Genomic DNA, 14,322 nt, shown 5'->3' on the forward strand with positions numbered 1-14,322 from the left:
GCGTGGATTGAAATTTGATGCTATGTATTCGGAAATGTCCTTATACACAGTCACACTCTATATGAGTTCAAATTTGTCCAGCATGCGGAAGATTTGAAGGCCTTCAAGTCGCACTCCAGTTGACAAATTGACGATGCGGCAGGATTCACGGTTGGTCGTTACGGCATATGGTTTTGCTCGGCTGGTTAGGCGGTAGAATGAGGCTAGGAGATGAGGCCGTACAGAGGATAAAATGCGGAAGAACCACCGAAGGATGAAAAATCCAGTACGGTGGTTCTTTTTTTTCACTCGTCTTGTATGCCATCATTATAGGGGGAGGCGATGAAGGATGTTCCAGGATTTCAAGCTCGTCAGTGACCGTCCGGTCTCGATACAAGTAAAAGAATACGTCAATCGTTTAATTATAAAAGGGGCGCTTCAGGCGGATCAGAAGCTGCCCTCCACACGAGAAATGAGCGTTCTGCTTAAGGTGAGCCGCAATACAGTCATTGCAGCCTATGAAGGCTTGGAGGATGACGGATTTACGTATGCGATTCCCGGAAAGGGTAGTTATGTGGCCGCAATGGTGAGCCAGTCGGATGTAGATAACGAAGGGTCTGACAGCTCTGCCACCTGGGAGATCGACTGGAAGACAAGAATGAACGAGTATGCTGTATCGGCTGTTGATCTGGATATGATGAAGCAGGGCATTCGTGCCCAAAAAGGAACTATCTCGTTTACAAGCATCGCTCCGGATGAGCAGCTGTTTGATCTGGGGGATGTAAGGCGAGCCTTTATGGACCGGATGGCAATCGAAGGGCAGGTGCTGCTCAACTACGGCTATGCCAAGGGCTACAAGCCGCTGATTGATTACCTGATGCATTATATGGAGAACAAGGGCGTCGATATAAGCGGCAAGGATATGCTGATTACAGGCGGGTTTACAGAAGGCTTTGACATTGTGCTGTCGGCTTTACGCCCTTCTGGACGCCGCGGAGCAGCAATTTGTGAAAATCCGACCCATTACACAGCGATCAAAAATTTGAAGCTGCAAGGATTTGAGATTACCGGTATTCCGATGGAGCGTGACGGTATTGATGTGGAGTGGCTAGAAGCGGTACTGCAGACCAATAGCTTCGATCTGGCCTATTTGACTCCTTCCTATCACAATCCGACAGGCATTGTCATGTCGCCAGCAAAGCGCAGCGCCGTTATGAAATTAATGATGCGCTATCAAATCCCGATAATCGAGGATGGATTTAATGAGGAGCTGCGCTATTCGGGAGCGCATGTTGCGCCCTTAATAGCGTCAGCAGGGCATGGGAACGGAGTAATCTATATTGGCAGCTTCTCCAAGGTGCTGTTCCCTGGATTGCGAGTAGGCTGGGTACTTGGGGACCGAGCGCTGATTGATACTTTGGAAAGCATTAAGCGTGCGCGCACCATTCATACCTCAACAATCGATCAATCGATTTTATACCAATATATGCTTAATGGAAATTTCGATAAACATGTAAAAAAAGCACGTACAGAGTATAAGCGCAAATATGAGCTGACAAAGGCATGCTGTGAAGCACATCTTCCTGAGACGCAGGTGTCTGGTGACGGGGGCTTGCATTTGTTCCTTACCTTCCCGGCAGGCGTGAATACACGCCAACTGCTAGAAGATTGCACAGAACAGGGCGTCATTTTTACACCGGGAGACAGGTTTTTTATTCAAGAAGGCGAAGGGACGAATACATTGCGGCTTGGTTTTTCACGAGTAACGGATGAAAATATCGAACGGGGTATTCAAATAATAGGTAAACAGGCGCGTAGCTTTCCTAAGACATAAGGATTAAGAAAAGAGCTATAGAGATGAAATATTGTTCTGGAGAAGCACCAGCGATCGGAAGAACAATCCGTATCCACATAATGATTTTGAAGAAAAATGAGGTGTCATGATGAAAATTGGCGTTATTATGGGTGGTATTTCCTCTGAGCGTGAGATTTCTCTGCAAACAGGTCAGGAGATGATCAATCATTTGGATCGCAGCCGTTATGAAGTGATTCCCATTGTGATCGAGCAGCGAGCGGATTTAATCGTGCAGGTCCAGCAGGCAGGCATCGATATCGCGCTGCTGGCACTGCATGGTCAGTATGGCGAGGACGGTACGGTGCAGGGAGCGCTGGAAACGCTGGGCATTCCGTATACAGGCAGCGGTGTCTTGGCAAGCAGCTTATGCATGAATAAGCAGTTGTCCAAGACGCTGCTGAAGGCAACGGGTGTGCATACGCCTGCAGGTCTTTGCTGGCAGGGGATGGACGATTATGATCCGCAGGTGGTGGAGCGTCTGGGCTACCCGGTTATTGTGAAGCCGAATACGGGGGGATCAAGCATTGGTATCCAGCTTGTACAGAATGAGAAGGAGCTGCTGCCGGCTGTTCAGGAGGCTTGCAGCTTGGATCAAGCGATCTTGATTGAGCCCTATTATAAAGGGACGGAGATTACCTGCTCGATCTTAGACGGCGAGGTATTGCCGATTATTAGTATTAGCTCCGCTCGTTCGAAGTGGTTCGACTACAAAGCGAAATATGAGGTCGGTGGTGCTAAGGAGGAGGTGATCGAGCTTCCTCCCGTTATTGAGCAACGTGTGCGCGAGGCGGCACTGGCCAGCTACCGACTGCTGCAATGCAAGGTCTATGCAAGGGTCGATATGATTTTGCGTCAGGATAGGCCTTACGTGCTGGAAGTGAACACATTACCGGGAATGACCGCCAACAGCCTGCTTCCGAAGAGTGCGGCAGCTGCGGGTATAACCTTTTCACAACTGCTGGACCATATTATTGCCATCTCGCTCCATGAGCGGAAACAGGAATGGGGGATGGCGTAATATGTTTATTGAAAAGGGTATAGGGCGGTTTGTATCCTCGCGTGTACGGGATATTCGGCCATCGGGAATTCGCGCTTTTTTTGATCTGAATGCAGCAGGCGGAGAAGGAGATATAATCGCCCTTGGGGTCGGAGAGCCTGATTTCATTACACCGGAAAAGGTACGTGAAGCTTGCATTCAGGCATTGCGTGAAGGGCAGACGAAATATACTTCAAATGCCGGCTTAATGGAGCTGCGCGAGGAGATCTCTGCTTATTTTTCCGGCAGCTTTGCGCTTTCTTATGACCCCGAGCAGGAAATGATCGTGACGGTGGGAAGCAGTGAAGCCGTCGACCTGGCACTGCGGGCAGTAATAGATCCGGGTGACGAGGTGCTGATTCCGGCCCCAAGCTATATTGCCTATGAACCAATTACCCATCTGCATGGCGGTAAAATTATAGAGGTAGCGGCTACGGCAGAGGAGCAGTTCAAGCTGACCCCGCAAGCGCTGCAAGCGGCAATTACGCCTCATTCTAAGGCTTTAATGATCAATTATCCGTGCAATCCGACCGGAACAGTTATGACGGAGCAGGATTGGTTGCCGATTGCAGAGCTTATTATCCAACATAATCTGGTCGTCATTTCGGATGAAGTGTATGCCGAGCTGACTTACGGGAGAAAGCATGTCAGTATCGCTTCCTTGCCGGGCATGAAGGAGCGTACGATTGTCATCAGCGGTTTTTCCAAAGCATTTGCGATGACAGGCTGGCGGGTGGGCTATGCGTGCGGTCCGCGTGAGCTGATTGCCGGCATGCTGAAAATCCACCAGTACACAGCCATGTGTGCGCCCACCATTGCACAGATTGCCGCGCTCGAATCATTGCGTCATGGCTTGGCTGCCAAGGATGAGATGATGGCGAGTTACAATGAACGCCGCAAGCTGTTTGTGGCCGGCTTGAATGCAATCGGGCTTGCCTGTCACGAGCCTGAGGGGGCTTTCTATGCCTTCCCTTCAATTACTTCTACTGGCATGTCATCTGAGCAGTTTGCACTTCGAATGCTGAAAGAAGCGAAGGTGGCGCTCGTACCGGGACATGTATTCGGATCAGGCGGAGAGGGCTTTATTCGCTGCTCATATGCAGCCTCGCTCGTCGATTTGGAGAAGGCGCTGGGGCGGATGGGAAGGTTTATGCAGGTAATGCAGCCGGTATGATGAACAGGGTTAATAACTCAAATTTTGCCGAACGTCTTCATAAAATATTTTACAGATACCTTTATGATTTTCGAAAACATAAGTATTTTTCTCATTAATGTAGTGGATATTTCCGAATGTATATACATCCAAAGCCGGAACGTTCAGCTTAGGTGTTAACTGGTGGGACCCTACTTTTAAATGCGCTATCGATGAATTAAATATATTCGAATGTGCGCTGTCTCTTCACAGGTGGTAGAACTGGCAGAGTTGAAATAAGTTCAGGCAGGTATTTGCTGCTATGGCAAAGTAATTTTTTGAAAGCGATCTGTTCAGGTGCGAATGTGAAGCTCACATGAATTCCCCGGGGGATTCGCACCTCAGATTTTGTCGATAGCGTGTCGAATGTGAACAAGTTGTAAATGATCGTAAGGGGATGAGGTAATAATAGATGCGTTTTTGCTGAAATAACGCTAGAATATTACTTAAATAGGGGAGATTAGACCCATTTTCGCTGTCGCACTCTATATGAGTGCGTGGATTGAAATCGGCACGGACACCAGCTCCGCACTCCAGGTTGCTCCGTCGCACTCTATATGAGTGCGTGGATTGAAATATACGAAGGGCAGCGTTTTGAATCAGACTATCTTTGTCGCACTCTATATGAGTGCGTGGATTGAAATAATTAATTAAGACATTTCCAGAAGCCCTGACTAGTCGCACTCTATATGAGTGCGTGGATTGAAATGATTTGCTTAAAAGGGCCATCCAAAGGAATCGGAGTCGCACTCTATATGAGTGCGTGGATTGAAATCACCAAACCGTATCAATAATCATCATTGTCTTTCACGTCGCACTCTATATGAGTGCGTGGATTGAAATCATTAAGTTCATCATCTTTGCCAAAATAATTTTCGCGTCGCACTCTATATGAGTGCGTGGATTGAAATGAAGACTCTAAGCATCGCACTGTTAATGACAAAAGTCGTACTCTATATGAGTGCGTGGATTGAAATTGGAGGCTCTTGCACCCCTTAAAGGGTTCACTAGAGTCGGACTCTATATGAGTACGTGGATTGAAATTTTTGGCAATCACAAGTCACATTTGATAATCGGCCTGTCGTACTCTGTATGGAGTGTGTGGATTGGAATGGAAAGCTTACTTATTTTATAAGGTGCGAATGTGAAGCTCACATAAAAACCCCAGGTTCTTCGCACCTCGAAAAATGTCGAAAAATATTAAATTTGCTATTTATCCGTAAAAGTCAATAGCTGATCCAAGCTTATTTGGAATCATTTTTTGCGATAATGTTGTGGGATTGATATCATTAGGGTATGAATTGCTGCATTTTCGCTGTCGCACTCCATGTGAGTGCGTGGATTGAAATTTGAGCGGGCATAACTATATAACGATCCAGATACAGTCGCACTCCATGTGAGTGCGTGGATTGAAATACGTCTTTACCTTCCGGTACACTTGCGGAGCTGCGGAGTCGCACTCCATGTGAGTGCGTGGATTGAAATATTGTGAAGCAGGGTATTTCGTGGGGCGTGAGGCGTCGCACTCCATGTGAGTGCGTGGATTGAAATTCACGATTAAGTATTCAAAACATAGTAGTCTAAAGTCGCACTCCATGTGAGTGCGTGGATTGAAATACTGCGTAGATCAAAATATTGCTTTTCGTCGTTTTGGTCGCACTCCATGTGAGTGCGTGGATTGAAATATTAAAGGAGTGACTCCCGGTGAAGAGCATCCAGGTGGTCGCACTCCATGTGAGTGCGTGGATTGAAATATTAAGTCTAAAGAAGAATTGTATGGGAAGACACAGCCGTCGCACTCCATGTGAGTGCGTGGATTGAAATTTTAGTAGAACTATCTTTTAACAAAACCATTTGCAACGTCGCACTCCATGTGAGTGCGTGGATTGAAATAGCACATACTCCCCGTGATATGTGGAAATTTGCGTCGCACTCCATGTGAGTGCGTGGATTGAAATATCTGATGTACCTATAAATTCGCCATTGATATAGTAGTCGCACTCCATGTGAGTGCGTGGATTAAAATCGACAGGATGGTGCAACGAATGAAGAACGGAAAGGTCGCACTCCATGTGAGTGCGTGGATTGAAATTCATTCCCGCAATACCAAACTCCCTTAAAGGTGAGTCGCACTCCATGTGAGTGCGTGAATTGAAATTGACTATCAGATCCCGTAGACTTACCGTCCATAGGGTTATTTTACGCTTTGTGATATAAGATGAGTGCTATGGGTATCTATGCAATTTTGATAGGAATTGTGACTGGAGAAATAATCAACTTCGTATTATCAAAGCGAGAGAAATGAACTTATGCATCCCTTGATTGATCAAAATCAGGGGATTTTTCATTAAATTAAAAAAGTCATAGAATTTCTACCTGCAACCTCTACATCATTTACTGGTGGTAATGTATATGGGAAAATGAAATAGTCATGTCAACATTGTGAAATCTTTTATTTAGGCAATCCAATTCTACTTTTGCTACTCGTTTCACAATCTCCCCTTATGTGTGAGTTATGCAATTTATTTATTACAAACATTAGTTGCATAATATATTGACAGATGGTTAATTTTGGAGAAGAATAAAGTATGTTTTTTACAATAATGGGATTTTTATGTGAAGGGTGGTTATGACTTGAAGCATACACCTACGATTTCGGCAGAGTTTGAAGCTTATCTAACACAAAATGACATGACATTGGCTCAATTTGCGGAATATTCAGGTGTTCATCAAAGAACGCTTAGTAATTGGGTTACTCAGCATCGTCCTGTTTCCGTACAGCAGCTAGACCGAATCACTGTGGCTATGGGTTTACCGGAAGGCTACTTCTACGACTTGTACATAGAAAACTACATTATCGAACGTTCCCCCAATATGCGCCGAATTGAGCCGTTGTTATATCGTTGTGCGGAGCTGGACAAGCTGGATGCGATCCGACGAATCGTTGGACAAATCATGGACAAGCTGATGTATTCGCCCAGACTATTTGACATTGCAGAAACATTATTTGCACAGGGGCAACATGCCGCCGCACTGCTGCTCTATGAGAGTGTAGCAGAAGGGGAGAAGTACCAGCATTCCGAGCGCTTGGCAGTCTGTCAGTATCGTATGTTCACCATTCAAGTTGGAGACGATCAAAGCCGCAATCTCAGGGCAGCTACGCTATTTGAAGCTTTTGTTGAGCGTCTGGACGAAATAGAGCAACTTGATGCATTAAAGGATTTGGCTAACGTGTATAGGTCCTTGCGTAAATGGGACAGGTTGGATGAAACCGCGAGAAAAATGAGGGAGAAAGCAAAAGTCCAGTATTCGATGAAACATCAACAGAAGAGTCGAGAGCGCAATCAGTCTTCTAAGAAGTTAAGTCGTCCCATGTTTGTGTACATCACCTATGCTGACCTGTTGTTGACAGGTGTCTGTGAGGCTCAAGGCGATTATCAACAAGCTCTGCAATATACATACGCCTACGCTAATTTAGATTGGGTCAAAGAGACTGATGAGGAAACCCAACACTGGGTTAACTTATTCAAGCACTGGGCAGAAGGTAATATTTACACATACAAACTTTTATCTGGAGATGTAGGTGTGCTAAACGATTATGTTAAATATATTACTGTGTAGTCAGATACCACTGAAAAAGAAATGGTTGCAAAACTGCTGAACATTATGATGGCGGCTAACCGATATCAGATTGATGTAGATGACATACTTCAGCAGTTTGAAACGGAGATTGATTTTATCACCCAACAGCAGTCATCAGCTGATATGTACAGTCTTCAAGTGGTCCCAGAACAATTAATGCGTTTTAAATATGAACTGGCTAAATACTACCTCAATAGAGGTAATTACTTATACGGTTTCAGATTCTTACTAGACGTTTTATCTAAATCATTAGCCATTAACAAAGAAGCCTTTTTCATTAGCTGCATAAAATTATTTGAGCAGTTCAAACCATTTGCAGACTTTAGATTGTGTACAAAGTATGAGAGTTTAGTTAGAGAAGGACGAAAAGAAAGATTATTTTATTATTAGTAGTGATCAATCATTTTTTAGTGTTGATTCCAAGCTGAATAAATAAAATGTATATGGAAAACGAAGAAGCAGAATATTGCTGTGTAAGTAAAGAAATCGCTTTTGCCACGGATTTTAACCCACACCTGACTTTATTCAGGAAATACGGAGGAGGTGATAAGGGGAAGCAACATCCGACTGCATAGTGAAATAATAGTTGGATTTTAAGTTCAGCTTATGGGAGTCTATTGCATTTTAAATAAACATAAAACGTTAAAAAGTGCCTCTGGAATGCTCCAGAAGCATTTTTTTGTCGAGCAAATTTTCGAAAAATCCAAAAGTTTACGTTTTATATTAGGATATGACACAGAAGGGAGAATCATGATAATGAATACAGGTGTGACTTTACTTCGTGTCGAACGGGCCAGAAAAAGACTGTACCAAGTCCAGAAGAAATACGGATTTTTAACGCATCCCAAAGTGATTGAACAATCCATGAAACTGGATGAACTATTGAATCAATACCAAACCTGCAAAATGAAATCTTAGCTAATGTGTGTGCATAACGTGCTGCTGAAGGCAGAAAGCGAAACCTAATCTCCAAACCCGAACTCCAAAAAAAGTTCTAACTCCTATACTATGAAGAGGTGGTAACGTTGATGAACAAACGAAATCCTGTAACCCCTTTTGGCTGGAAAATCAAACAAAGGCTAGTCGAAATTCAAATGGATCAGAGAACTTTTTGTGACACCTATCGTGTTCCTGCAAGCCGATTGTCCAATCTCATTCATGGAACACGCAAGGCGAAAAAATATAGAAAACAAGTATGTCAATTGCTTGGGATCGAAGAATAACTCTCTCTTTTACAGAAATACAGAACATCCTCATAATATGTAGGCTACAGTGGTAATGGACCCCTTGTTTATTTAAAATAGATTGTACATAGGATGCTTATACAAGGAGTGGATAGGATCGATGGGGATGTTCTCCAGAATGGCAGAGCAGAAGATTGCCGAGGCGATGGCGAAAGGTGAGTTTGATCATTTGCCGGGAGCGGGCAAGCCACTGGTGATCGAGGATTTATCACATGTTCCAGAGGAGCTGCGGATGTCGTACAAGCTATTGAAAAATGCGGGCATTTTACCAGAGGAACTTCAGCTGCAAAAGGAATGTGTCCAGCTACGTGATCTGCTTCACGCTTGCCATGAGGCAGGAGAGCAACAGCGGATCAGTCGCAGGCTGACTGAAAAATCACTTCGTCTCCGCATGCTGCTGGAGGAAAGAGGTCTGAATACGTCGTCTGTATTTTATGAATATGAGCCGGCTGTGCGTAAGCGGCTGGGGGAATAGAAGCGAAAGGAGCAGAGGGCGGAATGCCCTTGCCCGTATACTTTGATTTCCACGCTTCACCTCATTAACGTTGCAGCTCAGACAGCCTTCTGAGGAATTGCTTCGTCAGGATGACAGGCTGATTGGGTAGCTTGTCCAAATGAAAGCCATCAATTAAATCCACAGCCTTCACAGGCTCAGGCGAATCCAGCAGCCCGGAAAAATAGGCGAGCCAGCCAATGACTGTTTCCGGTGTGATTCCTTGCCGCCGCATGGCTCGAAGTGCTACTCCGCCGTGTCGTTTAGCGAGCCGCCGTCCATCAGGCCCCAAGACGAGGGGAACGTGCGCGAAGCGCGGCGGCTGCAAGCCCAGGGCTTGGTATAGCAAAAGCTGACGGGGGGTCGAATCGAGAAGATCATACCCGCGCAGGACATCGGTAATATGCATATCCGCATCATCGACAACGACGGCAAGCTGATAAGAAAACATGCCGTCTGCCCGTTTGACGATAAAATCGCCCCCCTCTGCCGCACCGAAGGCCACATGGCCAGCTACCTGATCCTGAAATGAAATCACGGAATCCTGATTTTGCGGCACTTTGAAGCGAAGGGAAGGGAGTTTATGTTGTGATTTGGCCTCTGCTTCCTGAGGGCTAAGACTGCGACACGTCCCCGAATAGGCTGGTCCTTCACCAGACAGTCCATGTGGAGCACTGGCGGCAGCCACAATATCCGCCCGGCTGCAAAAGCAAGGGTACAGCAAATCCTGCCCCTGTAGTTTCTCTAATGCAGCTTGGAAGCGTTCCAGCCGTTGGCTTTGGGTATAGGGACCGTAGGAACCGCCTACGTCTGGTCCTTCATCCCATTCCAGCCCGATCCAGCGCAAATCCTCCATAATTCCTTGGGCCAATGGGCTGCGAGCCCGAGTCATATCAATATCCTCCATACGTAAAACATAGGTTCCGCCCAGAGAACGAACATGCAGCCAAGATAATAACGCAGTGCGGGCGTTTCCCAAGTGTATCCATCCCGATGGGGTTGGGGCAAAACGTCCTCTGATGGGTTGGGCCTGTAATTCCATACGAAAGTTACCTCGTTTCTATATTCCGTCCTTTACAATCCATATAAACCCTATTATAAAACGATCCAACCGCGAGTGCATCCCGACAAGTCACGAAGCTGACATCGGGAGCTTGCATACGGCTTGCATATCTGCGATAGCCAGACGGGAAATTTAAATATCTGTATAATAGATGGAGAATGATATCCTACCATAATAATTACAGGTGATGAAAAATTCACAATAATAAAAGAAGCAAAACCCAGATTCTACGCATTCCGCGTATCATTGGAGAGATTTCAATTGACAGATAAACAACTGCCTATCATACAAGTTATACCTGAGCTTAAAAATACCCTGCAATCTCAGCCGGCGGCTGTACTGATTGCACAGCCAGGAGCAGGGAAAACGACGGTTACACCGCTGGAGCTGCTGCATGAGCCGTGGCTGGCAGGACAAAAGATGATCATGCTGGAGCCGAGGCGTTTGGCAGCACGTGCAGCAGCGGCGCAGATGGCGAAAGCGCTGGGCGAGCCCACCGGAAAGACAGTGGGTTACCGGGTTCGTATGGATACAAAAGTAGGGCCAAGCACGCGGATTGAAGTGGTTACTGAGGGCGTACTGACCCGGATGCTGCAGCATGATCAGGCTTTGGAGGGAGTCGGCCTGATTATTTTTGATGAGTTTCATGAACGCAGCCTGCATGCAGATTTAGGATTGGCGCTTGCTCTGCAAAGTCAGGCATTGCTGCGCCCGGATTTAAAAATATTAATTATGTCTGCCACATTGGAGGCCGAGCCAGTCTGCCGTCTGCTGGGAGACGCTCCATTGCTGGAATGTCCAGGCACGGTATTTCCGGTAGAGACTTTTTATAGGTCCAAGCCTGCATCGGCTACATTAGAAGATTTTACAGCAGAAACCGTGGAAAAAGCGCTGCATGCGCATGAAGGGGATCTGCTGGTATTCCTGCCCGGGGCGAGGGAGATTCATCGCACGGAGCGTGAGCTGGCTTCGAGGAACTTGCCTGCACATGTCAAGGTGATTCCGCTGTATGGCAGTATGAAGCTGGAGCAGCAGGATGAGGCGATACGCCCGTCGTCTTTGGGTAGCCGCAAAGTCGTTTTGGCAACCTCGATTGCCGAGTCCAGCCTGACGATCGCCGGGATTACGGTGGTAATAGACAGCGGATTGTCGCGGGAATCGGTGTTTTCCGCGCGAACCGGCATGAGCCGCTTGACCACCGTCAAGGTGTCCAAAGCCTCTGCCGACCAGCGCCGCGGTCGGGCGGGCCGACTACAGCCGGGCGTATGCTACCGGCTGTGGAGCGCGCAGGAGCATGCCGCGCTCCCGGATGCGAGCCGCCCGGAAATCGCGGCGGCAGATCTGGCTCCGCTCGCGCTGGAGCTGGCCGCCTGGGGCGTGCGCGAGCCTAACGAGCTGGCCTGGCTGGATGCCCCGCCTGAGGCGGCGTACCGCCAGGCGACAGACCTGCTGCGCCAGCTCGGCTGCCTGCATACCGCCGCCGATGGCGGCGCAGGCGGCATTACCGCGCATGGACGCGAGGTATCCGCCCTGGGCGCGCATCCGCGCCTCGGACACATGCTGCTGCGCGCGACCACCCTCGGTCTGGCTCCAGCCGCCAGCCGTCTGGCTGCGCTGCTGCAAGAGCGCGACCCGTTCCGCGCCCATGGCGGAACGGATTTGCGCCCGCGGCTGGATGCCCTGCGCGACGCGGCTCATGCCCGCAGCACGCACAGTCTGCTGCGGACGGCAGACGATACGGTCATTCGCCGTATCGTGCAGGAAAGCCGGCAGCTATTAGCCTCGCTGCCGACAGCAGCCGCAGCGCAGGACGAGCCTGACGGCTCCGCATCCTGCGGGCTGCTGCTGGCCTTTGCGTATCCGGATCGGATTGCGCAAGGCCGGGGGGACGGCCGCTTTTTGCTCAGCGGCGGCCGGGGCGCGCGACTCCGACAAGTGGAATGGATGTCGCGCTCGTCCTATCTCGTCGCCGCCGAAGTGGACGACGAGGGAGTAGACGGTGTCATTCAGCTGACGGCACCGGTTGAGCTGCAAGAACTGATCGAGCATTGTGGTGAAATGCTGCTGGAAAAAGCCAACGTATACTGGGATAGTTCAGCCTCGGCCGTAAGAGCTCGCAAGGTGTTACAGCTTGGCTCACTCGTTGTAAAGGAAACGTCCTACGAGCGGCCTCCGGCAGAGGAAATAGCTGCCGCCTTGATGCAAGGCGTCCGCGAACGTGGTCTAAAGCTGCTGTCCTGGAACCGACAAACCCTTCAGTTGCAGGCGCGTTTGATTTTTATGCACTTCTCGGCACCCGAGGATTGGCCGGACAGCTCGGAATCCGCGCTGCTGGATTCACTGGAATCGTGGCTGCTGCCTTTTGCGCTTGGAGCCAAAAATATGTCTGACCTGCAACGACTGGACGGTAGCGAATTGCTGCTCGGCAGGCTGAATTGGGAACAGCGGCAGCAGCTTGAGCAGGAGGCACCGACGCATTTACGTGTACCCAGTGGTTCCCGTATTCCTGTCGATTATTCGAATCCCGAGGCACCTGTGCTGGCAGTGCGGTTGCAAGAGCTGTTTGGCATGAGGGAAACACCGCGGATTGGTCGCGGACGTGTGCCGCTCGTGCTGCATCTGCTGTCACCTGCCCAGCGTCCTGTGCAGGTGACCTCCGACCTCTCCAGCTTCTGGAGCGAGGCATATTTTGAAGTCAAAAAGGACCTGAAAGGTCGATATCCCAAGCATTATTGGCCGGATGATCCGTTGGAAGCCGTGGCGACCAATAGAGCAAAGCCCAAGCGTTGAACAGCGGCTGTCATTGTCCGAATAAACGCTGAATTTGAAAAATTCACATCAAAACGGAGTAGGTAGTATGGTGCTGTACAAGCGATGGGAAGTACCATCTGACTACGTAGGGGCTCCATATGTAACTTGTATAGAATGGTTTAATTTGAAAGGCTGAAGCATTTTAAATTTTCGCAAAAATCGTTTAAACGTCAGAATAGCGGGGTAATGAAGGACGAACCACTCAACTCAACACCAAAATCTTGGGAGGTAACTATCATGGCGAATAACTTAAACGATTATAACGAAAAGAAAATTGTCGGTGTTTTTGATACAGAGCAGGAGGCGTCTCGGGCGATTGGACAATTGCAGAGCAAAGGTATCCCGAGCAGTGAGATTTCTGTCATCACCCGAGATCGTGAAGATCTGAGGACGATTAGCGAAGAGACAGGCACCAAAGCACCGGAGGGTGTAGCGACAGGTGCGGCTACAGGCGGCGTTGTGGGCGGTGTCGCCGGCTTGCTGGCAGGCATCGGGGCCTTGGCTATCCCGGGGATCGGACCTATACTGGCTGCCGGACCGATTGCAGCTACCCTCACCGGAGCGGCTGTCGGAGCGGGAGCAGGGGGCTTGGTCGGTGGACTGGTCGGACTGGGCATCCCGGAAGATGATGCGCAGCAATACGAGACCTACGTCGATCAGGGCAAGATTTTAGTGCTGGTGGATTCCACTGAGCATCGCAGAGATGTCTATGATATTTTCCGTACCAACCGTTCCCTGAATGCGGATCGTTACAGAACAGTTGATGATCCGGTGACAGATATTCGGACAGATGCATATACAGATACCAGAAGAAATCTGTAGGTTATCTCATAGAGTCTATTCCTCTTACATCTAATTGGTTTAACAAGCAGCGGTCTTCCCAAGCGGGAAGGCTGCTTTTTTTTATAAGTAAATACGTGTTGAAGAATCGGACTTGATCTGCACTGACACGTTTATCCTTCTATATATTTTTACAGAATTGTCGCTATAATAGATTTATACTTGCT

At 48.2% G+C, this 14,322-nt stretch carries 9 protein-coding genes, 1 pseudogene and 3 CRISPR repeat arrays (1 of these 13 only partly in view); of the genes and pseudogenes, 9 read left to right on the forward strand and 1 reads right to left on the reverse strand.

The features are described 5' to 3' along the window. Positions 1–14: direct repeats of the CRISPR family, unit length 32 nt (it extends 816 nt beyond the left edge of the window). 314 nt (positions 15–328) lie between these two features. The 7 genes and pseudogenes from LCF57_RS03350 (at position 329) to LCF57_RS03380 (ending at position 9,423) form a co-directional block, all read left to right on the forward strand. Beyond that, on the forward strand, positions 329–1,813 hold the full coding sequence (locus LCF57_RS03350; RefSeq protein WP_225999428.1) for a PLP-dependent aminotransferase family protein: 1,485 nt from the start codon (positions 329–331) through the stop codon (positions 1,811–1,813). Positions 1,814–1,922: 109 nt separating this feature from the next. Next, positions 1,923–2,852 (forward strand): D-alanine--D-alanine ligase, encoded by a 930-nt coding sequence (locus tag LCF57_RS03355; RefSeq protein ID WP_225999559.1) that lies wholly within the window; start codon positions 1,923–1,925, stop codon positions 2,850–2,852. Between the two features lies 1 nt (position 2,853). Continuing rightward, positions 2,854–4,044 (forward strand): aminotransferase class I/II-fold pyridoxal phosphate-dependent enzyme, encoded by a 1,191-nt coding sequence (locus tag LCF57_RS03360; RefSeq protein WP_264083448.1) that lies wholly within the window; start codon positions 2,854–2,856, stop codon positions 4,042–4,044. Between the two features lie 495 nt (positions 4,045–4,539). Beyond that, positions 4,540–5,107: direct repeats of the CRISPR family, unit length 32 nt; unit sequence GTCGCACTCTATATGAGTGCGTGGATTGAAAT. Positions 5,108–5,379: 272 nt separating this feature from the next. Continuing rightward, positions 5,380–6,220: a CRISPR direct-repeat array (repeat unit 32 nt). A gap of 476 nt (positions 6,221–6,696) precedes the next feature. Next, positions 6,697–8,094 (forward strand): annotated as a pseudogene (locus tag LCF57_RS03365) (helix-turn-helix domain-containing protein). Positions 8,095–8,454: 360 nt separating this feature from the next. After that, positions 8,455–8,622, forward strand: coding sequence for an aspartyl-phosphate phosphatase Spo0E family protein (locus LCF57_RS03370; RefSeq protein ID WP_225999429.1), 168 nt, complete (start codon positions 8,455–8,457; stop codon positions 8,620–8,622). A 110-nt stretch (positions 8,623–8,732) separates the two neighbouring features. Further along, positions 8,733–8,927, forward strand: coding sequence for a hypothetical protein (locus LCF57_RS03375; protein ID WP_025716577.1), 195 nt, complete (start codon positions 8,733–8,735; stop codon positions 8,925–8,927). Between the two features lie 121 nt (positions 8,928–9,048). Next, positions 9,049–9,423, forward strand: a complete 375-nt coding sequence (locus tag LCF57_RS03380) for a DnaJ family domain-containing protein (RefSeq protein WP_225999430.1) — start codon at positions 9,049–9,051, stop codon at positions 9,421–9,423. Between the two features lie 64 nt (positions 9,424–9,487). Here the strand turns inward: LCF57_RS03380 and gluQRS are convergent, their stop codons facing one another. Then, positions 9,488–10,483, reverse strand: coding sequence for a tRNA glutamyl-Q(34) synthetase GluQRS (gene gluQRS / locus LCF57_RS03385; RefSeq protein WP_225999431.1), 996 nt, complete (start codon positions 10,481–10,483; stop codon positions 9,488–9,490). A 282-nt stretch (positions 10,484–10,765) separates the two neighbouring features. On the opposite strand from gluQRS, the gene hrpB reads away from it, so the two are divergent. Together hrpB and LCF57_RS03395 are read left to right on the forward strand one after the other, a co-directional pair. After that, positions 10,766–13,294: an ATP-dependent helicase HrpB gene (gene hrpB / locus LCF57_RS03390; protein ID WP_225999432.1), complete on the forward strand. Its 2,529-nt coding sequence runs from the start codon at positions 10,766–10,768 to the stop codon at positions 13,292–13,294. A 258-nt stretch (positions 13,295–13,552) separates the two neighbouring features. Then, positions 13,553–14,137 (forward strand): general stress protein, encoded by a 585-nt coding sequence (locus LCF57_RS03395; protein WP_225999433.1) that lies wholly within the window; start codon positions 13,553–13,555, stop codon positions 14,135–14,137. Positions 14,138–14,322 lie beyond the last annotated feature (185 nt).

The sequence above is a fragment of the Paenibacillus sp. BJ-4 genome, assembly GCF_020404765.1.
Lineage (GTDB): Bacteria > Bacillota > Bacilli > Paenibacillales > Paenibacillaceae > Paenibacillus.